The sequence below is a fragment of the Vibrio sp. 10N.222.49.C12 genome (assembly GCF_041475025.1).
GTDB classification, from domain to species: domain Bacteria; phylum Pseudomonadota; class Gammaproteobacteria; order Enterobacterales; family Vibrionaceae; genus Vibrio; species Vibrio crassostreae_C.
The window spans coordinates 86,004-109,897 of sequence record NZ_JBFRVF010000010.1 but is presented as its reverse complement, the minus strand read 5'-3'; the positions used below and the strand labels follow the sequence as shown (position 1 = coordinate 109,897).

At 45.2% G+C, this 23,894-nt stretch carries 18 protein-coding genes; 8 read left to right on the top strand and 10 right to left on the bottom strand.

What is annotated here, in order from left to right; genetic code table 11:
* Window positions 1-7 precede the first annotated feature (7 nt).
* Window positions 8-796, bottom strand: coding sequence for a phytanoyl-CoA dioxygenase family protein (locus AB4583_RS03315; RefSeq protein WP_017059991.1), 789 nt, complete (start codon window positions 794-796; stop codon window positions 8-10).
* Window positions 797-1,115: 319 nt separating this feature from the next.
* Between AB4583_RS03315 and AB4583_RS03310 the strand changes: the two genes are divergently transcribed.
* Window positions 1,116-2,324, top strand: a complete 1,209-nt coding sequence (locus AB4583_RS03310) for a GGDEF domain-containing protein (protein WP_372116419.1) — start codon at window positions 1,116-1,118, stop codon at window positions 2,322-2,324.
* Here the strand turns inward: AB4583_RS03310 and AB4583_RS03305 are convergent.
* Complete coding sequence (locus AB4583_RS03305) at window positions 2,293-3,174, bottom strand: DMT family transporter (protein WP_017067924.1); 882 nt, start codon at window positions 3,172-3,174, stop codon at window positions 2,293-2,295. The genes AB4583_RS03310 and AB4583_RS03305 overlap by 32 nt on opposite strands.
* Window positions 3,175-3,317: 143 nt before the next feature.
* The gene (locus AB4583_RS03300; RefSeq protein WP_017067925.1) at window positions 3,318-4,649 is read right to left on the bottom strand and encodes an MFS transporter; all 1,332 of its coding nucleotides are present in this window, start codon (window positions 4,647-4,649) and stop codon (window positions 3,318-3,320) included.
* 317 nt (window positions 4,650-4,966) lie between these two features.
* Between AB4583_RS03300 and kduD the strand changes: the two genes are divergently transcribed.
* Window positions 4,967-5,728, top strand: a complete 762-nt coding sequence (gene kduD, locus AB4583_RS03295; protein WP_017067926.1) for a 2-dehydro-3-deoxy-D-gluconate 5-dehydrogenase KduD — start codon at window positions 4,967-4,969, stop codon at window positions 5,726-5,728.
* Window positions 5,729-5,781: 53 nt separating this feature from the next.
* Entirely contained in the window at window positions 5,782-6,420 is a 639-nt protein-coding gene (locus AB4583_RS03290) for an RpiB/LacA/LacB family sugar-phosphate isomerase (protein WP_017067927.1), read from the top strand.
* Between the two features lie 122 nt (window positions 6,421-6,542).
* Here the strand turns inward: AB4583_RS03290 and AB4583_RS03285 are convergent, their stop codons facing one another.
* Together AB4583_RS03285 and AB4583_RS03280 are read right to left on the bottom strand one after the other, a co-directional pair.
* Entirely contained in the window at window positions 6,543-9,152 is a 2,610-nt protein-coding gene (locus tag AB4583_RS03285) for a hybrid sensor histidine kinase/response regulator (RefSeq protein WP_017067928.1), read from the bottom strand.
* The gene (locus AB4583_RS03280; RefSeq protein ID WP_372116417.1) at window positions 9,145-10,374 is read right to left on the bottom strand and encodes an acyl-homoserine-lactone synthase; all 1,230 of its coding nucleotides are present in this window, start codon (window positions 10,372-10,374) and stop codon (window positions 9,145-9,147) included. The genes AB4583_RS03285 and AB4583_RS03280 overlap by 8 nt, the downstream gene beginning before the upstream one ends.
* 667 nt (window positions 10,375-11,041) lie before the next feature.
* Here AB4583_RS03280 and AB4583_RS03275 point away from each other — a divergent pair.
* Window positions 11,042-11,434 carry a cystatin domain-containing protein gene (locus tag AB4583_RS03275; protein WP_017064277.1) on the top strand — a complete coding sequence of 131 codons (393 nt, stop codon included), beginning with the start codon at window positions 11,042-11,044 and terminating at the stop codon, window positions 11,432-11,434.
* A 103-nt stretch (window positions 11,435-11,537) separates the two neighbouring features.
* Here the strand turns inward: AB4583_RS03275 and AB4583_RS03270 are convergent, their stop codons facing one another.
* A complete protein-coding gene (locus tag AB4583_RS03270; protein ID WP_017067975.1) occupies window positions 11,538-12,116 on the bottom strand; it encodes a hypothetical protein in 579 nt (192 codons plus the stop codon).
* A gap of 254 nt (window positions 12,117-12,370) precedes the next feature.
* Window positions 12,371-13,969 carry an isocitrate lyase gene (locus AB4583_RS03265; protein ID WP_372116414.1) on the bottom strand — a complete coding sequence of 533 codons (1,599 nt, stop codon included), beginning with the start codon at window positions 13,967-13,969 and terminating at the stop codon, window positions 12,371-12,373.
* Window positions 13,970-14,099: 130 nt separating this feature from the next.
* Here AB4583_RS03265 and AB4583_RS03260 point away from each other — a divergent pair, with 130 nt between their 5' ends.
* Window positions 14,100-15,053 carry a LysR family transcriptional regulator gene (locus tag AB4583_RS03260; protein ID WP_009845781.1) on the top strand — a complete coding sequence of 318 codons (954 nt, stop codon included), beginning with the start codon at window positions 14,100-14,102 and terminating at the stop codon, window positions 15,051-15,053.
* A gap of 155 nt (window positions 15,054-15,208) precedes the next feature.
* Window positions 15,209-17,392 (top strand): malate synthase G, encoded by a 2,184-nt coding sequence (locus tag AB4583_RS03255; RefSeq protein ID WP_065583554.1) that lies wholly within the window; start codon window positions 15,209-15,211, stop codon window positions 17,390-17,392.
* Between the two features lie 210 nt (window positions 17,393-17,602).
* Here the strand turns inward: AB4583_RS03255 and AB4583_RS03250 are convergent, their stop codons facing one another.
* Window positions 17,603-19,030 carry an NAD-dependent succinate-semialdehyde dehydrogenase gene (locus AB4583_RS03250; RefSeq protein ID WP_372116412.1) on the bottom strand — a complete coding sequence of 476 codons (1,428 nt, stop codon included), beginning with the start codon at window positions 19,028-19,030 and terminating at the stop codon, window positions 17,603-17,605.
* Between the two features lie 230 nt (window positions 19,031-19,260).
* Window positions 19,261-20,049: an IclR family transcriptional regulator gene (locus AB4583_RS03245; protein WP_017065657.1), complete on the bottom strand. Its 789-nt coding sequence runs from the start codon at window positions 20,047-20,049 to the stop codon at window positions 19,261-19,263.
* 154 nt (window positions 20,050-20,203) lie between these two features.
* On the opposite strand from AB4583_RS03245, the gene pta reads away from it, so the two are divergent.
* Entirely contained in the window at window positions 20,204-21,277 is a 1,074-nt protein-coding gene (pta, locus tag AB4583_RS03240) for a phosphate acetyltransferase (RefSeq protein ID WP_372116410.1), read from the top strand.
* 73 nt (window positions 21,278-21,350) lie between these two features.
* Entirely contained in the window at window positions 21,351-22,118 is a 768-nt protein-coding gene (locus AB4583_RS03235) for a TSUP family transporter (protein WP_372116408.1), read from the top strand.
* A 51-nt stretch (window positions 22,119-22,169) separates the two neighbouring features.
* Here the strand turns inward: AB4583_RS03235 and AB4583_RS03230 are convergent, their stop codons facing one another.
* Complete coding sequence (locus AB4583_RS03230) at window positions 22,170-23,891, bottom strand: cobaltochelatase CobT-related protein (RefSeq protein WP_372116406.1); 1,722 nt, start codon at window positions 23,889-23,891, stop codon at window positions 22,170-22,172.
* Window positions 23,892-23,894 lie beyond the last annotated feature (3 nt).

Here is a 23,894-nt window from a genome sequence, read left to right as displayed (position 1 = left end):
TTATGGATTATGAGTACTGCATTGATTTTAAGTGTAGCGTGTTCATAAACAACCTTGGGTCGCTAATATTGCTTAACATAGCTGGCGTCGGTAAACAGTCGTCATCAACGTAGTCGACATAGTCTGCCGCCGAATCGAAGATCAAAATATCCAAAGCCAAACGATCCAAGCCATATCGGCCTCGGTGGATCATATCCGCTGAAAACACCAATAAGTCACCTGCGGCTAACGGTATCTGCTTACCACCAGAGATGTCATCGCTGCTCACTTTGCCGTTTTCTTCTTGGCGAACATTGTACTCTTCTTCGTTATCCCAACGTTTGTGCGTTCCGGGGATAAGTTCCATGCCGGGCTCATCAAAAAGGGGCACTCGCAGATGCAATACTTGGGTTTCCATGATGACTTTCATCTGGTCATCAATGTCGTAGTCGTATTGACAGTCACGATGCCAGAAGTCTTTTTGCTGCGGGTTTACTGGGTTGAAGAACAGCTGTGTATTCATGAATGCCGGCTTGTTCGGAATCACCGCATCAACCACATCCATCACTTGTTTCGAGCTTATGAAGTCGAAAAGCACGCTTCTATCGTCGGCAGGCAAATACTCGCTTCCCGTAATTAAAGACGAGTTAAATGCTTCTTCTTTATAGAATTCTTCGTTGTCTGCTTTCCATGATTCATGAAATTTCAGCACGACTTTTCTAAGCGATGCAATTTGAGCTTCATTGAAATAATTTCTGATAACAAAGTAACCATGTTCGTCGTAACGGTCACTTAATTGTTGGCTGTTTTCTACCACTGACTACCTTCGTTCATTCTTTGCTGTATAATAACTAAGGTCAACAGCCCTAGAGATTTCTTGGGCGCATAATGCCAGACAGTCGTCATTCAACCAAGTAACGAGTGCAGAAGCCTGTAGATTCAGTGATGCGATAAAACTCTATGGGGGCGAGTGTTACATGCCTATCCATATCATGGACTCATGCGATAAAAATCTCCGCATATGTGATCTACCCCCTTTTTTTATAAAATAAAAAGATTCACATGGTGAATGTTTTTGTGGTTTGCATGATTATTGACCATGTTGAAATTTGGTTGCGTATGGAAGATAGAAAATCATGGATGGTTTTTCGCTGGATATGAGAACACTTAATTTTATTATTATTTTGTTCTCTTTCATTTACTGTATTGGCTTGTTGTTATTTCAATTCACTCAACAGTCCATTAAAGGGCTTTCAATCTTTTCCATTTCAATATTTGTTATCGGAACTGGGCCGTTGATGTTGAGCCTAAGAGGGGAGTTCCCTGATTGGGTCACCGTTATTGGTGCCAATATGGTCATTGCGCTTGGTTTTCATCTCGCCTTGTATAGCTTATGTCTGTTTCGAGAATACTCTCTCAAATGCACCTACCTCAGTAGTCTAATGATGTTGGCTCTTTTGCCATGTTTTATTTACTTCACGTTCTATGAGCCTTCCATAAAGGCTCGAATTATCCTCATTAGTTTATATCTGGCTTTTGTGACTCTTTGCACTGCCTTTGCGGTATTAAAGGGCCGGCGTGATGACTTGACTCTAGGTATTCGGATGATGGCCTTGTCATTTACGATATATGGCGGGTTTATGGTTTTTCGAGTTGTGGTGACACTATTTTCCGCTGAGCTCCAGGATTTCATGGCGGCCACTCTCATTCATCAACTTGCCTTTTTAGTGAGCATCGTTCTTATTGTGTCGATGAGCTTTACAATGCTTTGGCTGATTAACGCAAGGTTGCTTAGTTCTATTCACGAGCTGTCCTACAGCGATCCTCTAACGGTACTGGGAAACCGCAGAGCTTTAGATGAAATGGTTCCAGTCGTCATGAAGCAGGCGGGGACTGCACCTGTTAGTGCCATTATGATGGATATTGATAACTTTAAGTCGATCAATGACCAACACGGACACATTGTGGGTGACCTCGTGATCAAGTCTTTTGCTGAAATGGTTCAAAGTGCAATCAAAACATCGCCAACAGCCAGTGCGTTTCGTTTTGGCGGAGACGAGATAATGATTTTATTGCCCAATGTTAATTTCCTACAAGCACAGGCTATTGCTTGTAAGCTGCGATTATCTATTTCAGAGATCTCAGCCGTGCAAGGGAATGAGATGTTTCTGACGTCGAGTTTCGGTGTCGCTCAGCTTCACCCACATGAGAATTGGGATGGGTTTATTAGTCGAGCCGACAAAGCGTTATATCAAGCGAAAACAAACGGTCGCAATATGACTTCAATTTGTCCTAGTCATATTAACGAGATCGTCACTGCCACATCACCAATACCGCTGCAATAGAGAGTAAGATGAGTGCAAGAATGTCTTTGCGTGCGATGCTTTGTCCTAACCAGAAGTAGGATATCAACACCATGAAGATCACTTCGACTTGCCCAAGCGTCTTTACGTACGGAACGGCTTGAAGTGACATTGCGCTAAACCAACCCAGAGAACCGATAACACTCGCTAGGCTTGTCATTACGACCAGTTTCGACTTCTTGAATATCAGGCGCAGCGTGTCGCGTTCTCTGAAAAAGAGATACGTACAGATAATCACTGTCTGAAGGGAAATGACGAGGAACAGCACCCAAGCAGCGCTATGAGGGAACGGCAACCCTATGCTCAAACTTGCTTCCCGTACCCAAAGAGACGTTAAAGCAAAGGCGGTGCTACACGCCATACCTAATAAGAACACTTTTGGGGACAAGCTTCGCCAGCCAGAAGCGCTACTCATGATTAGCACGCCTAAAGTACCAATAAGTACGCCGACCCAACCTGTTAGTGTCAAAGCAGTACCAAAAAACAATACGGATAGCACCGCAGACACGGGGGCTTCACACTTGGCTAATCCTGCGCCTATCGCATAGTTTTCTAGCTTGAACAGCATCACCATTAAGCCTGTCGCGAGGATCTGCATGATGGCGGCAGCAACAATATAGAAAACAAACTCACCCGAAAAATCCGGTGCGGAGACTGGCTGCCATTGATAGAGGGTGTAGAGGTAAATAAGGGCGATTGGGCCAGCCCAAATAAAACGCGCCAACGTCACGCCAGCCACGCTCATGGTGCCACTTAATTTACTTTGAAAGGCATTGCGCCAAGATTGGCTAAAGGCAGCAAGGAGAGTAAAGGCTATCCAACTAAAAGACATGACGCGTCCATGTGTTATGTAATTTGGTGGTGATACTAACAAAAAATCACTTGATAAGAAGTGTCATTATCTGTTTATAGCCACAGGCTCACCTTTATTCTCTATTCGGCAGTAGAGATATCTTCAACAGTTCGATGCTTTCTTCAGAAGATCGGCTGTTTCTTGTTTTTGAAATAGAACAGCGCGCTGATCGAAATGAACAGTAAGGTGAAGTAATAGAAAAACGAAGACAGTGAGGCCAAGAAGGCAAGGTTCTGTTCTATTTCTTGTTCGGTGAAGCCCTGAGACACCAACTTATAGTAGTAAGCGTACAAGATCCCGATCAGCCCGTATCCGAGGTTAAACATTAAACCTTTGAAACTAAGAACGGTGGCTCGGTTGTGCGATTCGGTCTTTTTATTCAGGTGGTAGCTGATGAAAATGTTCATCGTCATGATGATAAAGATTAACACCAACGCCGGAATGACCCCGTAAATCGACCAACCTAAACTGATCCAGTAATAAGTCGCCATGCTTGCTAAACCCATGACCACAATGAAGGTTTTAGGCTCAATACTCTCTGCTAATCTTCGGCTTTGTCCTGCCAATATAATCTTAAGCAAACTTATACCCGCACCAATAAAACCAAAGTAGATAATTGGAATATCAATCGCCAGATAGTATTGGCTGTTCATGGTTAGGAACATGCGTGAGGTGTGTTCGAATAGGCTGTAGTAGAGCAAGATGAACAGCACGTAAGGTGTAGCGAATACCCATTTACCCGCATCGATCGTCAATTTAAGACTTGAGATGGTGGTAGCCAATTTGGTTTGGTCGCTTGGCATCACCTTTTTCTCTTCGCGCATATTAATCGCGGCATAGATGGCGATCATCGCTACAAATAGGGTGGCGAACACAGGAATACGCATCAGGTCTTTAGTGCTTTCTGGTTCGGCTAGTCCAAGGAAATGAAAGATGTTCGTCATAAAGTTCACGTCGTACATCGCCGCACCAATCAGCGTGACAAAGATACCGACCGTTGAGGCGACACGAAGCTGGATTTGCAGCACTCGCGGCCACAACTCTTCATTACCTTGTTCTTTTAAGGTGTCGTAAGCCAATGCCTCGTCGGCGCCGCTGGCCAGTGCCATCGCTAAGCCACTGAGAATCCGGTTAATCAGAAAGACTATGAACACCAAGTCGGGGTTTCCGGTTGGCACTAAGGCGATCATTGCGATCTCAACAAACATCACAATCGAAGACAGCACCACCAGTTTCTTGCGGCCTAAGGTATCGGCGAATGCACCCGACGGTACTTCAGCAAGCACAATGGTGGCCGCCCAAACTACATTGAGCATCGCGAATTGAGACAGGGTTAACCCGTAATCTAAATAAAGTAGTGTGAATATAGGGTAGTAAAAACGCGCAAAGTAGCTGCTTCTAAACATCAAGAAGTAGCGGACATTGGGAATTTTAAGGATCTCTTTGAGCGTCATGATAATTTCAGTAATTTAGATAACACATTATTATGTATAACCCTTTTACTCTTTTAAATCATGGAATTGTTGCCAAATCCCTAAAATATCTGGTTTGGGTGGTCTTCGAACTCATTGTTCATAGTGGGTTATAGGTTTCTCGTCTTCAAATCACTTTCCCCTATTCATTTAGTTTGTGGTGCCGTTTCACTTGTTCGACTGATTTTGGTGCAAGATCGAACTTCTACAACGTCGCTCTCGTATTTACATCTTATTGTATGATTTAATTATTGGTAATAACGATACGCAATGAATCCAATGTAATTGAGGAAGCGAGCATGATCTTAGAGTCATTCAGTCTGGAAGGTAAAGTAGCGATAGTTACGGGCTGTAACACGGGGCTTGGGCAAGGTATTGCATTAGGCCTAGCGGAAGCCGGTTGTAAGGTTGTCGGTGTTAACCGAACAGAGCCTGAAGAGACTATTGAGAAAATGAGTGCAGCAGGTCATTCGTTCCTAAACGTGAGTGCTGATCTTCTCGAGCAAGCGTGCATTCCAGGGGTTATAGAGCGCACTTTGGCTGAGTTTGGCCAAGTCGACATTCTCGTGAACAATGCAGGAATTATTCGCCGCCAAGATGCTATTGAGTTCTCAGAGCAAGATTGGGATGACGTAATGAACGTGAACACCAAGACGGTGTTCTTTATGTCTCAGGCTGTTGCAAAGCAATTTAAGGCTCAAGGTACTGGCGGAAAGATCATTAACATTGCATCGATGCTCTCATTCCAAGGTGGCATTCGAGTTCCTTCCTATACGGCTTCAAAAAGCGCTGTGATGGGCGTGACACGTGCGATGGCGAACGAATGGGCGCGCGATAATATCAACGTGAATGCGATAGCCCCCGGTTATATGGAAACGAACAATACTCAAGCTCTGCGTGAAGATGCTGAGCGTAATCAAGCGATTCTTGAGCGTATTCCGGCTGAACGTTGGGGTAAACCGCAAGATATCGCAGGTCCTTGTGTGTTCTTAGCATCATCAGCATCGGATTACATTAATGGCTATACCATTGCTGTTGACGGTGGTTGGTTAGCACGCTAATTAGTTTTTTATTCTAAATTTTGAGTTTGCAGCAATCTTGCAGGAGAAGATAAATGAAAATCGCTTTAATGATGGAAAACAGTCAAGCAGGCAAAAATGCTATGGTATCAGCTGAACTAGAGTCAGTTGCTGGTGGTTTTGGTCACGATGTCTTCAACCTAGGAATGACAGACGAGAACGATCACCACTTAACGTATATTCATCTAGGTATTATGGCGAGCATTCTGATTAACTCAAAGGCTGTTGACTTTGTTGTGACAGGATGTGGCACTGGCCAAGGTGCTTTGATGTCACTGAACCTGCATCCGGGGGTGGTTTGTGGTTACTGCCTAGAGCCATCAGATGCTTTCTTGTTTAACCAAATTAACAACGGTAATGCTCTCGCTCTCGCTTTTGCTAAAGGCTTTGGCTGGGCAGGTGAACTCAACATTCGTTATATCTTTGAAAAAGCGTTCACAGGCGAGCGTGGTAATGGGTATCCACTAGAGCGTGCAGAACCACAGCAACGTAATGCAGCAATTTTGAATGAAGTGAAAGCGGCGGTGGTAAAAGATAACTTTATTGATTCTCTGAGAGCCATCGACCAAGATCTAGTGAAAACAGCGGTTGGCAGCGAACGTTTCCAACAATGCTTCTTTGAGCATTGCCAAAACCAAGAAATCGCTGATTATGTTCGTTCACTTTTAGATTAATTAGAGCGTTTAGTTCTGATAGAGCCAGCCTTGTTCGGCTGGCTTTTTGATGAATAATTAAAGCAATGTAATGAGACAAACAGTAATCAACTGGCTAAATTGCGATTCGTGTTTTCCTGCATCTACTCTTCATCTTCGGTTTCTTTGGAAGCATTTGAGGCACAGCCTTTCTCTAGCCAGTTATCGAGCACGCGTTGCAGTGCCTTCAAAGAGGTTGGCTTCTCTAGGCGACCATCCATCAGTTTGCTGATCATATCTAACTCGTGTTGTCCTGATTCGCCAGATAAAGCAATGATTGGCGTTTGAGGAGAGCGTGCCTTGATGATTTGGCTTGCGTCAAAACCATTCATTATCGGCATTTGTACGTCCATTAAGATCAAATCGACCTTGTGTGTTTTGAACAGCTCGACGGCATTCTCGCCGTTTTTAGCTTGTAAGCTATTTACGCCAAGTCGACTCAGGTACATCTGAACAAGCGTGCGTTGCACTTCTTTATCATCGACGATCAGTACGGTTGGAGCCAAATGATTCCCAGGGGTTAGCGTGCTTGTTGGTTCTGAATTTTGCGTTGCCGCTTGGTTGTCTGGCTTAGCTTCAGCGTTGGTTTTGTTTTCAGTTGCAGTTTGATTACCTTTCCAATCATCGAAGTAAGGCGTACGAAGTGCGTCTGCTTTGGGGGCATTGGGTACCACCGGGAAGTACAGGTGGAACTCAGTAAACTCCCCAAGTTTAGAGTGGCACTCAACTCGGCCGCCAAATGAACGCATCACACGTTGACAATAGCCAAGCCCTAGGCCGCTACCACCGCTTTTTTGGTAAGAGAAGAAGTCATCAAAGATCTTATGTGCAATGGCTTCGTCAATGCCAGGGCCGGTATCTCGGAATATCAGAACGTTCTCGTAAGGCCCTGTGTTGGTGCTGATCTCAATTTGGCTTTCTGGATAAGAATCAAAGTAATAGATTGCATTACGTATCAGGTTGAAAATAACGAAATTGAATAAGGTTTCATTGAGCTTTGCTACAAAATCAGCGTGTTGTGGTAAACGAATGCGTTCAATGATCTTTTCATTCTCAAAACCATAGTGGCTTACGGCTTGATCTACGGCTTTGTGGATAGAGGTCATGGCCACAGGGCCGTGTTCAGGCGCACTGTCACTGACTTCGCGCAGGATGATATCAATCAGTTGTCGCCCGCGTTGAATCGCCGCTTGGCCATTCTCAATATCCTTTAGGATTTGTTTAGCTGGGGCTTGGTTATCAATGTGCTGTTTTAACACCTCAAAATGCAGCTGCACTTGAGCCAGCGGGTTACGCATTTCGTGTGCGATAGAATTGGCAAGCGCGCGACTTTGGCGAATGCGTCTATCGGCTTCAATGGTGCTTTGTACACGAGTTAACAAGGTTTGCAGTGCAGAGATCTCTTCGTTAGAGAACATCTTATCGTTGCTCTTATGTGATGAGACCAATAAGTGCGTGACCGATTTCCCCTGACCAAATAAAGGCATCACCAAAGCGGTATCGTTGGAGCTCATCTTGTCATACAGGGCTTTGATTGAGCGCTTGGCTGGTGCGGTGTAATCAAGCTCCTGAGACAACTCATCGAACACTAAAACGGACTTGTTGGTAGACAGGTAATCTTCGTAGAAGGTTTCGTTGTAGTTGCTGTTCACCAGACGCAACTTGTCTTCGGGAATCTGCAATAGGCTACCTAATCGACGCATTGCATCATCAATCGACAGCTTGAAATCGTCTTCTAGTGAGAGGATCTGTTGTACTGGCGTTTTCTTGTTTCCGTAGACAAAGAACGAGGCGTAGTGGCTTACGCGCTTGTAGAGAACATGCCACGTGATGCCGATAATCGCGCAGATTGGGATAGCAACAAGCCATTGACTGTCGTCTGTCAGCGGGATAAATATCGCGCCAAAAGGGATCACCAAAATAGCACAAACCAACATCGCATTTAGGCTCATGTACGCCAGGTATTTCACGCTGTAGAAGCGCGAGGTCAGCAGGGCATAGCCAACGAACAACATTTCACTTATCGACAAAGCTGGTGGCAGCCAAGTGAGCGAGAAATCACGCAAGAAGTAGGTCATGCCTAGGTGGATCGTCGCAGTAGACAGCATGAAGACTAAAATGCCGGCGATCATATAGTTGGTTTTGGCTAAAGTTAGCTTGCTGCTGTTGGCGCGCATGGCCACCAGGTTGAGTAGTGTTAGCACTACAAAGCTAATCATCCCAATAAAGAAGTACGGCGTATGCGGGCCAAACTCAATCACGAACTGGCTTGGGCCTGCAATGGTGACGTGTTCAACGGTTAACCCCGGACTTAAATTGATAAAGAAGGAGTAGACGGTCAGGGTGACGAAAATGGCTTGCTGCCACACATGAACCTTACCATTACGTTGTTCAGCGGCGAGTTTGCACGAGAAGTAATAGGCAAAGGCAAACGCAAAGAACGAGGCGAGGTTGGCAAACTTTGCGGCGAACACGGCGGCCGAGGCCCCAAGTTCCGGTAATAAGTCGGTATGGAAATAAGCGTTACTGCTGATCCACGCAACAATGCAGATCGAATACGCGATGTAAGGGGCATGGTGTGTCCCTGCGATCACTTCGTTCTTCTGTTTCAGGCGATAGCAGTAATAGAACAACCACATGACAACCACAGCCACGGTTGCAAGCAGTGTGATTGCTTTTGCATAGATGATCGCCTCTAGGCCGAAATCAAACATGTTCATCCTTTTTCACCGAGCTAGTTTTTCCTGCCGAGCGCGACTTTTCTAATGACTTTCTGCTTTCTCGCACTGCGCGTTTGTAGCTTCGAAAATCGACATTATTGAACGCTTTTACCATCATCTCAAAATTCCAGAATCCACGATAAATGGTCGTGCCATCGTCATTTAATTCGCAATACCCAGAATGGAAGTATGCATTGGAATCAATGGTTTGATAAAACTGAAGCATGAAAGGTTGTTCAATGATGGTGAAACCAATTTTGTAGCCAACTTGATGTAAGACGCTCATTAGCTCTTTTTGAGCGAGATAGAGGAAGTAGAGTTTTTGTTGGGTATTTCCACTGACGGTTAAGCGCAGAACTTCACATATGGCTCGAGATTCGGACAATTGTAACTGGAATTGTTGGTCAAATTCTGGGAGAGAGTAACATTTTGACAGTGTAGGCGGTGTGAAAAGTTGTAACTCTGCGAGTTCATCGCAGCCGTAATCGGGTAAACAGTATTGCCATTGCTCATTGCTGAACGGCGGTGCGTAACTTAGCCAAGTGTCATTCTTAGACCAGTCTTGAATCAGCGCAGAGGAAGCCAGTGTCGGAAAGGCTTCATCGACTGGATGTTTGAGCAGAATAAAATGCTTGCCTGCCTGAGAAAGGTGTAATAAAGGCAGCATCTCAAACCATTTTTCACCCTTGATGAACACCTCAAGATTGCTTAAAGCAATGGCATCGCTGATTGGCATTCCTTGTGGGTGACTCGGTGTTTGTACCAAAAGTGGCTCATGTTCTATCTGTTCGATGATCGCACCGTAATAAGCACTGTCATTGATAGGGAGGTCGACATGAGAAATGGAGCTTGGATTTAATGGAGATTTTGCTTTGATCGCAGCAATTTCACACTCACACCAGAAATCTAGCCAATGCATATAGCACTGCCCTACAGCCTGTTCTAGAAGAGCAATTTCTGCAGATAGTGTATTTGGATAGCGCAGAATCAGATCGCGGTAGTCCATCACCTCAAACAATACAGAGTAGCTTTTGTTTTGATGCTCTGGGAAAAGCAATTCTAATTGGCTTCTACGATATTCAGTCACGCTTTGAAAAAGCTCAGTGCGCTCATGTGGCTGATAAGTGCTGATGACGAGCTCTATCAGCGCTCGCTGTTTTATTTCGATAGACAGACTGCTAGCCAACAGTGAGCCTAAAGACGACGTTAATTTCATGTTTAACCTAGCCTAGGTTTATATAATTATTTTTATTTGATCTGCACTATCTATAGGACACTGATTTTAGGTATGTGTTTGAAGTTACGTTACTTTGAGAGAGCTAATCGTAACTTTACTTGTGTCCATGTTGTGAGAAGTAAGTTGCATAATCGGGTGAGATTTTACTACTTGCACCCACCCTTAACAATAAAGATTTTCCATATTTGAATGAATTCACAGATGAACAAAGTACATTATTATCAACAACTTGTAGGGCTGGTTCACAGTTTTAAAATCAGACATGATTAAGCCGAGCATAAACTTTTGAATTTATAAAATAATCTCAAATATCTATTTTTTGAACCAATATCATAATCCAAATCAACATGAGCTCATCTTATTAATCGTAACGGAAATGTTTTGGGTGTTAAGTATGTAATTAACTGATTAATTGTACCTTTCTTATACTCGCTTATTCTCTCACTACCCATTTTAATGTTCTAAATATCAGGTGGATAAGCGAAGGGCTCCAGCGCTCGGTTTGTTTTCCTGACAATCTCCTGTGTTTATAGAGTAGTTACACCATAATCTCTGATGAAGTGATGACATTCGAGGTTTAAGCTTGCCTGCATATGAAACATTATTGCGAGTAATCCCTCGTAAATGATTGAGGTAGAGAGAATTTATGAAGAACGTACGATTAACATCATTACTTGGAACAGCAACCTTGTTTAGTGTCGTGGCGTTAGCTGGGTGTAGTCAGAAATCAGAGGTACCAACTCAACCGCAAGAGAATGCGAACCCCATCTGCAGCACTAAAAACCTGACGGGTGGTTGGTCGAAAAGTGAGATAACACCAGAAGCCAAGCAAGCTTTAAACGCAGTTCTTAGCCAAATGAACACTTCAGCTGAGCTCAAGCAGATCTTGAGTGTTCGAACTCAGGTTGTCGCGGGTTTGAATTACGCTATTGAGTTTGAAATGGATAATGGTGAAGTGTGGAACACCATCGTTTACCGTTCTCTACAAGGTGACATCGAAATGACGCAACCTGCACAGAAAGGTCTTCTGTGCTCATAATCTAGATGCGTCTGTATCTTGTGAGATAGGCTTATAGCAAATAAAAATGGCTCCGTATTGGGAGCCATTTTTGTTTTTAAGAAGACTGATTTGTTGAACGTTTTCAGTCGGCCAACTCGGGCTCAGCTAACTCCTGAACACAAGCACGGCTGATGTCTTCATCAATGTAGGCCATACCGAGTTTATTGAGGTAGTCCATGCGATCAGCAGTGCGAAGCTCGATGTCGGGGCCTGCAATGTTATTGGCTTGATAAATTTCAGTGAGGTGAGACATGAATTGCTCGCCCACACTCATCATCAATAGACTCATTGCTCCTACGTCCGGTCTTACTTTGGCACGTTGCTTTTCAGATAAGTTTACCGCTAATACGATAGGCTGTTCTTCACCTTCGAATCGAACGCCTCGCTCACGAACGGTTTGTTGAGCCCAGTAGTACGCCAGTTCTTTACTCTGAGTGAGAAACACTGGCTCAACCGATTCGGTATAGTTGTTGCCGATGGTTGCCATAGTTTTTGAAGCTGCTTCGTTGAGCGCTTTGTCTCCAGAACGTTTTAAACCTTGGCCTTGAATCGAAGCCAATAAAGCTGAAGATGTGCCGTGATACCAAGTATCACCCGTCGCGAAACCATTCTCTGATAACAGTGTTTTTGCATCTTGTAGGTGTGTAGGTATTGAAGTCATAGGCACTCTCAAAAAATAAGAATCTTAACAAATAGGAATCTGAACAAATACGTATACAGTTAGCTTAAACAGAAGTTGTTCGGTTAACCGTGGTGTGGAACACAAATCTGAGGCTTTGAGATAAAGCTGGCAGTACAAGCTTTATCTCAAAGCCTTCCCCCGGATCTTACCTAAGTAAGAGAGAAGGACGGGGGAGGCTTTAGCGTTAGCGATTAATCAAAAGTGTTAGTGACTAATCAAAAAAGTACTAGCGATTAATCAAATTGGTTCGATGTATTCAGTTCACCCGCTGCTTTTAGTGCGTTTTCACCCGCGAAGTACTCTTTATGGTCATCACCCATATCTGAACCAGACATGTTTTGGTGTTTAACACATGCGATACCTTGGCGTATCTCTTTGCGCTGAACATTTGCAACATAGCCCAACATGCCTTGGTCACCGAAGTACTCTTTCGCAAGGTTGTCGGTTGACAGCGCTGCAGTGTGGTAAGTCGGTAGAGTAATTAGGTGGTGGAAGATACCTGCTTCACGAGACGCATCTGCTTGGAATGTGCGAATCTTGTCATCAGCTCGTTTAGACAATTCAGTTTCGTCATATTCAGCACTCATTAGGCTAGCACGGTCGTAGGCAGAAACGTCTTCACCAGCTTCAACCATTGCGTCGTATGCTTGTTGACGGAAGTTTAGTGTCCAGTTGAACGATGGAGAGTTGTTGTATACCAGTTTCGCATTAGGGTGTACTTCACGAACGCCATCCATCATCTCTTTGATTTGGCCGATGTGTGGTTTCTCAGTCTCAATCCAAAGTAGGTCAGCACCTGCATTGATTGCTTCGATACAGTCAAATACACAACGATCTTCACCAGTACCTTGGCGGAATTGGTATAAACCTGAAGGTAGACGCTTAGGTCGAACTAGCTTGCCGTCACGGTTGAAACAAACATCGCCTTCAGCCATATCAGCAACATCAATCTCTTCAACATCTAGGTATGAGTTGTAGATGTCACCTTGGTCGCCCGGCTCTTTCACTACGGCGATTTCTTTTGTTAGGCCAGCACCTTGTGAATCGGTACGAGCAACGATGATGCCGTTGTCGATGCCTAGCTCAAGGAAAGCGTAACGAAGCGCACGAAGTTTTGCGTGGAAGTCAGCGTGTGGAACCGTTACTTTGCCGTCTTGGTGACCACATTGTTTCTCATCGGCTACTTGGTTTTCGATTTGTAGACAACAAGCTCCCGCTTCAATCATCTGCTTAGCCATTAGGTAAGTCGCTTCTGCGTTACCGAAACCAGCATCGATATCGGCAATGATTGGCACTACGTGTGTCACGTGGTTGTCGATTTTGTCTTGAATACGGTCTTGTAGGTTCACATCGCCTGCTTCACGTGCAGCGTCTAGCTCACGGAATAAACCACCCAGTTCACGAGCATCGGCTTGGCGTAGGAATGTGTATAGCTCTTCTACTAGGCCAGCAACGGATGTTTTCTCATGCATAGATTGGTCTGGAAGTGGACCAAAGTCAGAGCGAAGTGCAGCAACCATCCAACCAGAAAGGTATAGGTAACGACGGTCAGTCTTGCCATCAAAGTGCTTCTTAATAGAAATCAGCTTTTGTTGGCCGATGAAACCATGCCAGCAACCCAGAGACTGAGTGTATTGAGAGCTGTCTTCGTCGTAAGCCGCCATGTCTGCACGCATGATATCTGCCGTGTATTGCGCAATATCCAGACCTGTTTTGAATTTGTTTTGAGCTCGCATACGAGCAGCAGATTCAGCATTGATTGCATCCCATGGAGCACCTGCAGCGCTTTTTGCAACTTCTATCATTTCGATATCTTGTGTAATTTGCGACATAACTATTCCTTAGTTTCACGTGGGGTATGGTTGCCAAATTGGCTTGGATTAAAACTTTGCTATGGACAAAGAATAACCACGCATGTGATAATTTTGTTAATTTATAGTTATTATATTCGGTATTTTTCTTATGAATATTGCTCGTATAGACCTTAATTTGCTTGTGTATTTAGACATGTTGCTACGTGAAAGAAACGTTACACGAGCAGCAAATCAATTGGGTATTACTCAACCAGCCATGAGTAATGGCCTTCGCCGATTGCGTGATCTGTTTGAAGACCCGCTATTAGTGAGAACAAGTGAAGGGATGATACCGACCGAACGCGCGCACAAGTTGCAGCCACTGATTCGAAACATCTTGGCGAATGTAGAGAAGACACTGCAACCGACCACAGAGTTTAATGCAGAAGACAGTGAACGCGTGTTTCGTATCATGGCGAGTGACTATGCAGAGTCGACCATTATTCAGCCGCTATTAAAAAAACTGAGCGAGATAGCACCGAAAATACGACTGGATATAATGACGCCAAGTGATGTGAGCTATCAGGATGTAGAGCAAGGTACCGTTGATATAATTATCAACCGATTTGACGATATTCCTCAGTCGTTTCACCAGATGAGCCTTTGGCACGACGGGTTTTCTTGTCTATTTAGTTGTGACAACCCGATAGCCGACAATTTCGATATTTTGTCTTATTTAAAGGCGCAACATATTTGGGTAAGTAAGACTGGTATGGGAACGGGAGTCGGGATAAACCCAAGCGAAGCACAAAAGCTTGGTTGGATAGATGAAGCACTAATGCGCATTGGTAAAACCCGTAACATCACGGTGTTTACGCGACACTACTTGTCGGCGATTCTCTTCGCACAACAGAAGAACCTGATCCTGACTATTCCTACCAAAGCCGCTCAACTGCAGCGCAATAACCCTAGATTGTTGATCAAGCCTGCGCCATTTGCGATTGAACCCTTTGAGGTGAAGATGGCGTGGAGTCCATTGTTACAAACCAATCCAGACCACCAGTGGATGCGTCGTTTGATTAAAAGTGTCGCTAACGAAATCGAGAGTGGAGTAACGGAATAACACAGTTTTTAGGGTATTTTTTATATGAATATCCAATATAACCGGCATAAATTAGCTAAATTCATGTCCGTTAAGTAAGTTTAAGTCAGTAAAGTAAATTTGAGCTAGTCACGAAAATTTATTGAGTAGCCATAAATTAGTTTGAGAGAGATTTTATGAGCAGTCGTATTCAACAGGGAAGCTTGAACATTGATAGCACCCTCTACCAATTAATTAATGAGCAGGTGATTCCTGGAACAGGCATTGTCGCTGAAGACTTTTGGCAATCATTTGCAACCATCCTTGAAGATTTGGCGCCAAAAAATCGCGCATTGCTTATCAAGCGTGAAGATCTTCAACATCAAATTGACGTTTGGCACCAAGAGCGTGCCGGGCAAACGCTAGATCCTGTAGAGTACAAACAGTTCTTACAGCAGATCGGTTATTTGGTTCCTGAAGGCGATGACTTTCAAGTGACGACAGCGAGCGTAGAGCCTGAGATCGCAACACAAGCAGGGCCGCAGCTTGTGGTGCCAATCATGAACGCACGCTTTGCACTTAACGCAGCCAATGCGCGTTGGGGCAGTCTATATGATGCGCTCTACGGAACGGACGTGATCAGTGAAAGTGATGGCGCGGAAAAGGGCGGAAGCTTTAACCCTGCTCGTGGCGCTAAAGTAGTGACTTATGCTCGTGAGTTCCTTGATGATGCAGCGCCATTAAACGGTGTCTCTCATAAAGACGTGACCAAATACAGCATCAGTAACGCTAGCATCGGCAATAAGCTCATAGCGACACTCGATAACGGCGAAGAAGTCACTCTCATTGATAGCGACCAGTTCATTGGCTATCAAGGTGACGCAAGTTCCCCTTCGTGCATTCTTCTTAAACACAATAATCTGCACATCGAAATTCAAATTGACCCAAGCGCACCGATTGGTAGCGTTGATGTGGCGGGTATTAAAGATGTGTTGGTCGAAGCTGCCCTAACAACCATTATGGATTGCGAAGACTCGGTTGCTGCAGTTGATGGTGAAGACAAAGCATTGGCTTACCGTAACTGGTTAGGCTTGATGAAAGGTGATCTGCAAGAATCACTAGAGAAAAACGGCAAAACTATTGTTCGTAACCTTAATCCCGATCGCCAATACACCAGCGTGACGGGTGGTGAGATTTCACTAAAAGGCCGCAGCATGTTGTTCATCCGTAATGTCGGCCACTTGATGACTAACCCTGCGATTATTGATGCCGAAGGTAATGAAGTGCCTGAAGGCATTATGGATGGCATGATCACTTCGTTAATTGCGATGCATGATTTAAAAGGCAACAGCGCGTACCAAAACTCGACTGCGAACAGTATCAACATCGTAAAACCTAAGATGCATGGCCCTGAAGAAGTCGCCTTTACTAATGAATTGTTTGGCCGTATTGAAGATGCATTAGGGCTAGATCGATTCACGATAAAAGTCGGCATCATGGACGAAGAGCGTCGTACTTCGGTTAACCTTAAAGAATGTATTCGTGCAGCTAAAGATCGTGTTGTGTTTATCAACACAGGTTTCTTAGACCGAACGGGTGATGAGATTCACACCAGTATGGAAGCGGGGCCTTTTGCTCCTAAAACACAGCTGAAAACCATGACTTGGATTGGCGCATACGAAGATCAAAACGTTGATCTTGGCTTAGCTTGTGGCCTGCAAGGTAAAGCCCAGATTGGTAAAGGTATGTGGCCAGAGCCGGATAATATGGCGAAGATGATGGACGCGAAAATCGGACATCCACAAGCGGGTGCCAATACCGCTTGGGTTCCTTCTCCAACCGCCGCGACTTTGCACGCGCTGCACTATCATAAGGTGAGTGTACCAAGCCGTCAGAAAGAGCTTCGTGAGCGAGTGAGAGCCAATGTCGATGATATTCTTACTATCCCGTTACTGGGCGATCAAAAGCTTACCGCGCAAGATATTCAAAGTGAACTGGATAACAACACCCAAGGTATTTTGGGTTATGTGGTTCGTTGGATTGACCAAGGCGTTGGTTGTTCGAAGGTACCTGATATTAACGATGTAGGGTTAATGGAAGACCGAGCGACGCTGCGTATTTCAAGCCAGCATATTGCGAACTGGTTACGTCACGGCATTTGCGAGGAAGCTCAGGTAATGAAAACCATGAAGCGTATGGCCGCAGTGGTGGATGAGCAAAACGCTGGCGACCCGAGTTACCGTAACATGGCGCCTGATTTTGAAAACAGCATTGCATTTTCAGCGGCGTGTCAGTTGGTATTCGAAGGCTGTGCTCAGCCGAGCGGTTACACCGAGCCAGTGCTGCACGCGATGCGTCTAAAACTGAAAGCGCAGGGATAGTGAAGCAACCGAATAACAAAAACAGAGAATGTAAAATACTAAAAAAAGAAACCCCCTTTAACCGAGCCCAAGGTGCCGCGCTTTTATAGCGCGGCTTTTTTTTGATTCATTTTTGTGGTGGGAAGGGGGGAGAATGGGGCAGGTTAGTGCTCACTAAGACTTAATTATTTCCGAGCCCTAATCACTGCCAGAACTTAGTTACTACCAACCTTATTTTCCGCCAAAGCAAAGATACTTAATGTCCATGTACTCATCGATGCCTTCTTTCGCACCTTCACGGCCAATACCTGATTGTTTCACACCACCGAAAGGCGCGACTTCGGTTGAGATCAGGCCATCATTAATGCCGACCATACCGTACTCAAGCGCTTCTGCAATGTTCCACACTCGGTGGATGTTCTGACTGTAGAAGTAAGACGCCAAACCATAAATCGTATCGTTGGCCATCTCGATAAGCTCTTCGTCCGTGTCGAATTTCATCACGGTCGCGACTGGGCCAAAGATCTCTTGTTGAACGATGTCCATGCTGTGTTTTACATCTTTAAGAACAACAGGTTGAATGAAAAGCCCATTAAGTTCCTGAGTTGGCGTGACAGGCGTGGCACCTTGTTCAATCGCTCGGTTTACCAAAGCTTGGATGTTGTTCTTTGCGTTCAGGCTGACAACAGGGCCAATCGTGACACCTTCATCTAAGCCGTTACCAATCTTAAGCTGCTGAACCGCTTGATCGAATTTAGCCACAAACTTATCGTACACTTTACTGTGAACGTAGAATCGGTTTGCACAGACACATGTTTGACCTGCATTACGGAACTTCGACGCCATTGCCCCTTGAACGGCTGCATCGATGTCGGCATCGTCAAACACAATAAATGGTGCGTTACCGCCAAGTTCCATTGAGGTGCGTTTGATGCCTTTTGCTGCTTGAGCCATCAAAATACTGCCCACACGGGTCGACCCAGTGAAAGAGATTTTTTTGATAAGCGGATGCGAAGTGAATAGGTTGCCCACTTGTTCAGGGCTTTCACCAAGCACCACTTGAAGTAGATCTTTAGGGATACCCGCTTGATAAGCCAGTTCAACCACAGCAAACGCGGAAAGCGGTGTCTCATCCGAAGGTTTCACGACAAAGCTACAACCCGCAGCTAAGGCAGGAGCCGCTTTACGAGTGATCATTGCAATAGGGAAGTTCCATGGCGTAATCGCGCACGCCACTCCGATCGGTTGCTTGATGGTCACCAAACGTTTGCCTGCGACTGTGCTAGGAATGGAATCACCATAAGTGCGCTTTGCTTCTTCTGCAAACCACTCAATGAAGCTCGCGCCATACACCACTTCGCCTGCCGCTTCGGCTAACGGTTTACCTTGTTCAATCGTCATGATTCGAGCAAGGTCATTCTTGTTTTCGAGGATCAACTGGTGCCAGCGATGAAGTAGTGCAGCACGAGATTTAGCAGGGATTTTTGCCCACTCTTTTTGCGCTACATGAGCTCGTTCAATCGCGCTCGATAACTCTGTTTCTGATGATATCGGTGCGTGCCCGATGAGTTCACCCGTTGCTGGGTTTGTGACTGCAACTGCGTTGTTCGCTTCTGTCACCATAAAAGAGAGTAAGTGCTGGTTATCAATGTTTAGCATCGTGATTCCTTTGTCGTGATTACTTTAGACGTGTTGCTGATGTGCGGGTTGGCGAGTGTTCAGATCACTTCGACCAAATGTTGATTAGTCGCAGATTGTCGTTGTTAATTCGATAGTTTTGAAGCCCTTGTTTGCGCAAGCATTGTTTACCAAATCATGTCTATCAAAGTAGGTTTTTCGAAATCCATGATCAGCTAAGTCATGGACTTCGAAATTCTCTAAGAAAGTGTTTACTGCTGACTCCAATTATCAGCTTCGATTTTCGCCAGCGCTTTTGCTGCTTTTTGAAGTGCGGGCAAGAATTTTATTGCTTCGTCCGGTTTCACTCGAATCACAGGTGCTTGTATCGCTAGGCCTAGGTTTGATTGACCTGTTGGTGAGGGTATCAGCACAGCGATACAGACTAAGCCTGGTAAAAACTCTTCGTCATCAATAGCAAAACCTTGGATTTTCGCTTCTTCAATGTCTTTCTCTAGAGTCGAATAGTCGGTAATCGTGTTTACTGTGTATTGAGTCAGCGGCACATTTTCAATTAATCGTCTGCGCTGCGACTTAGACATATGAGCTAAAAACAGTTTTCCAGTAGCCGAGCAGTGCACGGGAACGCGAGAGCCGGGGTGCAGGTGAAAGCGAAGGGGAGCTTCAGTTTCGGCACGATCGAGATAGATGATTTCACCACTTGAAAGAGCCGTCAGGTTACAACTCTCACCGACTTCTGCTCTTAGATTTTCAAGGATCGTGCGTCGCGCGCTGTGCATGGTGCTATTCAAAAGTAGGTTTTCGGCAAGTTTTCTTAGTCGAATGCCTGAGCTGTAGTGCTTTTCGTCGCCATCTCTTTGAATGATGCCCGCGGCTTCTAATTGCTGAAGCATTCGGTGCAGCGTGGGTTTTGGCAATCCGGTCTCTTCGACTAAACCTTGCAGAGAAATAAACTCGTCTTTTTGCGCTATCACCTCTAATAGTGCAAAAAGTCGGAGGGTCGGTGTATCCCCTTGAACTTGCGGTGTTTCTGTTTGCATACAGTGATTCATCCTTGCGATATGTCTATGCCTAAGAGTGTACATACCAAATCATTATTCTTCAATTATCTGAATAAAAGTTGACCTTTTTTATTATTCTAATTATATAAATATAAATTATGGAACAATTGATCTCAATAAATGGAATTTTAAGATGAAGGCGATTGAACGGATTATTGATAAAGCTCATTTAGATCGTAAGCGCGTTGTTTTGAGTGAAGCAGAAGACCCTCGTGTACTCAAAGCGGCGCGATTGGCGATAGATAAACAGCTCGCTTACATCACGCTAGTCGGCGATGAATCGGCGATCATCGCTGCTGCAGAACTTCACCACATTAACCTCGCTGGCATTCATATTGTTTCTCCACAGGCGTCGTCACTCAAAGAAGTGCTCGCTGAGCGGCTGTATACATTAAGAAAAGCTAAAGGCATGACTTATGATGACGCCCTAGAGCGGGTTCAAGATCCACTTGTTTTTGCCAATCTGATGGTCAGAGAGGGGCTGGTGGATGGCACAGTTAATGGTGCGGTTTATACCACGTCTGATGTGGTGCGAGCTGCGCTTCAGATTATCGGCCCCGCGCCAGACAGTGAATTGGTATCCAGTTTCTTTCTGATGATGTTGTGTGAGCCTTTCCATAATCTTAAAGGCGGTATGATTTTCAGCGATTGTGGTTTGGTGATTAACCCCACTGAAACCGAGCTGGCATCGATTGCCGTGGCCGCATCAAACAGTGCTCAAACGCTACTGATGGAAGAGCCTAAAGTCGCGATGCTGTCGTTTTCGACCAACGGGAGTGCCAAACACGAATCGGTCGATAAGGTGCGTAATGCTGCTCAACTCGTGAAACAACGTTGTCCCGGAATCGCCGTCGATCAGGATGTTCAACTCGATGCCGCGATTGTGACTGAAATAGCGGCGAAAAAGCTGCCAGATTCAGAGGTGAAAGGTCAATCGAACGTGTTGATATTTCCCAATTTAGAAGCAGGTAATATTGGTTATAAGCTTGCGGAAAGGTTAGGCGGGGCAGTTGCGATTGGTCCACTGTTACAAGGGTTGAATCAACCTGCGAATGACTTATCAAGAGGGTGTTGTGCACAAGACATCTTTAATGTGATCGCGGTGACCGCGGTACAAGCGCAGCAAGGGAAAGTGTCTGACTCTAAGGCTGATACTGAAGCTGAGGTTGAAGAAAGACAAGAGTCGACGTTTGATTTTAGGTATTAACATCTCGCTCCTGAATCTAGCACTCAAATTCGCACTCATATCCAATCCCCAAACAACCTAATTAGGATTGCTAATGGAGTTACCTGTTTTACTCGCCATTCTTACCACTATTGCGGTGGGTACCTATTTTCAAACTGTCACCGGATTTGGCCTCGGTATCATCGTGATTGGTTTAACGGTTAGCCTTAATCTGGTTTCCTTACCCGTTATAGCTGCTGTGGTCAGTATTGTGACTTTGTTCAATTGCTTGGTTGCATTGATGGGTAAGCCACTGCTTGGGGAACTCAAGATTCTGGTGGTGTTGGTCATCGGTATTATTCCCGGCGTTTCGATGGGGGTGTACTTGCTGGACGAGTTAAGCGATTCGGCAACGCATATTCTCCGAGGACTATTGGGTGCGATGGTGCTATTCGCAGGTTTGAGTTTTATGTTCAAACCTAAAACCAGAAAGGATCGCTCGGCAACCGTATCTTTCCTTGTCTCAGGCTTTAGCTCTGGGTTAGCGGGTGGGTTGTTTGGGATGGCAGGTCCACCGATTGTTTATCATCTCTATCGGCAGCCTTTTACGCTCGATCTGGTGCGAAGCACACTGTTGATGGTTTTCGCTTGTACGTCGATGTCGCGTACTGTCAATGTCTACGCTGCAGGCGACATGGAACAGAGCATACTGTGGTTATCTGCTATTGCTGTTCCCTTGGTAGCGCTTGTCACTATGTTTGCTCGGCGCTTTCCACCGCCGCTGTCTAATGATCAACTCAGAAAGCTGGTGTTTACGGTGTTAATGCTGATAGGCGGATATTTGATGGCTGTCTCTGCATGGTCGTTGTTTGGCTCCTCGTAAAACCATTCTCGACAAAGGAGGTTAGTGATTCGCTAGCCTAAGCTTCCCTGTTTAAACACGCTTTAGCATCTCAAATATGCTCCTAGATAGCCCAAACAAGCAGCTCTCTTGTACATCTAACGTGATGTTGCTGCGATAGTACGGGCTCAAATCCACTCCCATTCCCACACCATGAATCTCAATACCGTTTTTGGTCGACTCACGTTCAATCACCTGTTTGAGATGGTTATCTAAATAGAACTGATCGTTGGCGGTACTGGTAGCGGTATCCATCGGGCAGCCGTCTGAGAACACAATCAAAACCTTTCGCTGGGCGGTGTGCTGCTGCAATCGATGACTCGCGAACTGAACCGCTTCGCCATCAATTCCTTCTTTAAAGATGTCGGCTTTACGAAGACTCGCAATGCCAAGTCGAGAACCTCTCCAATGGGTATCAAAATCCTTAAACACGATGTGCCGAACTTCGTTTAAGCGGCCCGGGTGCTTTGGTTGGCCTTGTTTAAGCCACTGCCGATAGACCTTGCCACCGTTCCAGTTATTGGTCGTAAAGCCAATAATCTCGAAAGGGATGTTGGCCAGTCCAACGGATTTGAGAATTGTATCAATCAGTAGGCTTAGCTTGTGAATGTGCTTTTGCATTGAGCCAGAGCAGTCCATCAAAAATGTGGTGGCACATTGATGAGATGTACCGATGTCAGGTTGATAAAAGACAGTGCTATCCAATGGCGATGTGACGAGCTTGGTGATGGTGGTGGCGTTAACAATGCCTTCTTCTAAATGGTCCTGACGTCGGTTCCTCTGTGGTGTGGCAACAAAGCTAGTAAGCATAGCGGCTAAACGGCGAGTGTTGACTTGTCTCGCCATGATGTCATCGGTTAGCTTTTGTCTCAGTTCGAGTAATAGGGTACGCCTGACGAGTTTGTCTGCGGCGATGACTTGATCAAATTCTGAATTAAAGACCTGATAATTGGCGCCCGACAACTCGAATACCTTGCTACTGCCTGTGATGTCGGTATCGACGTCTTGATCTTGAATGTCACCATCAACAATCAAGGCAAGCTGTGCAAGGATCTTGATGTCTTCTTCAACGGTTGGTGTGGGTGAGTTATCACTTTCCTGTTCTTGGATGATTAACTCTTGTGCAAGGGCTGCAAGCTCATTGGCACTGTGTGCAAACAGTTGTTTGTCTGTTCTATGTTGCTTTAAGCGTTTAAAGCTGTGACCGAAGGTAGGCACGATGCCGGCGCGAGTCGATTCAATGGTCTCAGCAATGGGTTCCGAAACCGGAACACCGGTTAAGCGGGTGTGGATGACTTGCATCAGAGTAAACAGCAACATGCCTATTCGTGATTCGGTGAAGCCATTCTGATGATATTGGTCGCTCCAATACGCAAAGTTGAACTGAATGCTGGTGGTAACGCCTTTTAGATAAGATGGAACTTGCGATTCAATTCGCACCTGCTCGCAGAAGTCATATAACAGACGTTCGACCTCGTTTTTCGGTCGCAATGAGTAGTGAAGATCAGCATCTGAAAGCAAGAGTCGTAATGCCGATGAATCGATCTTACCTTGCATCGATAGCTTGCTGCTTTTTAGCTCGTGGCGAGACACAAAGGTGAGATCGTTAGTATGTGCTGACTGGTAATAACAGGGCTTATTGCCTTTATAGAGACGTTCTCCCCGATAGTTCAGATTGAGTTCGCCACTGATTGCTCTGGCGACAGACACATCAATATCGAGGATCTTTTTCTGCTGGGAAGAAACATTGGCCATGGT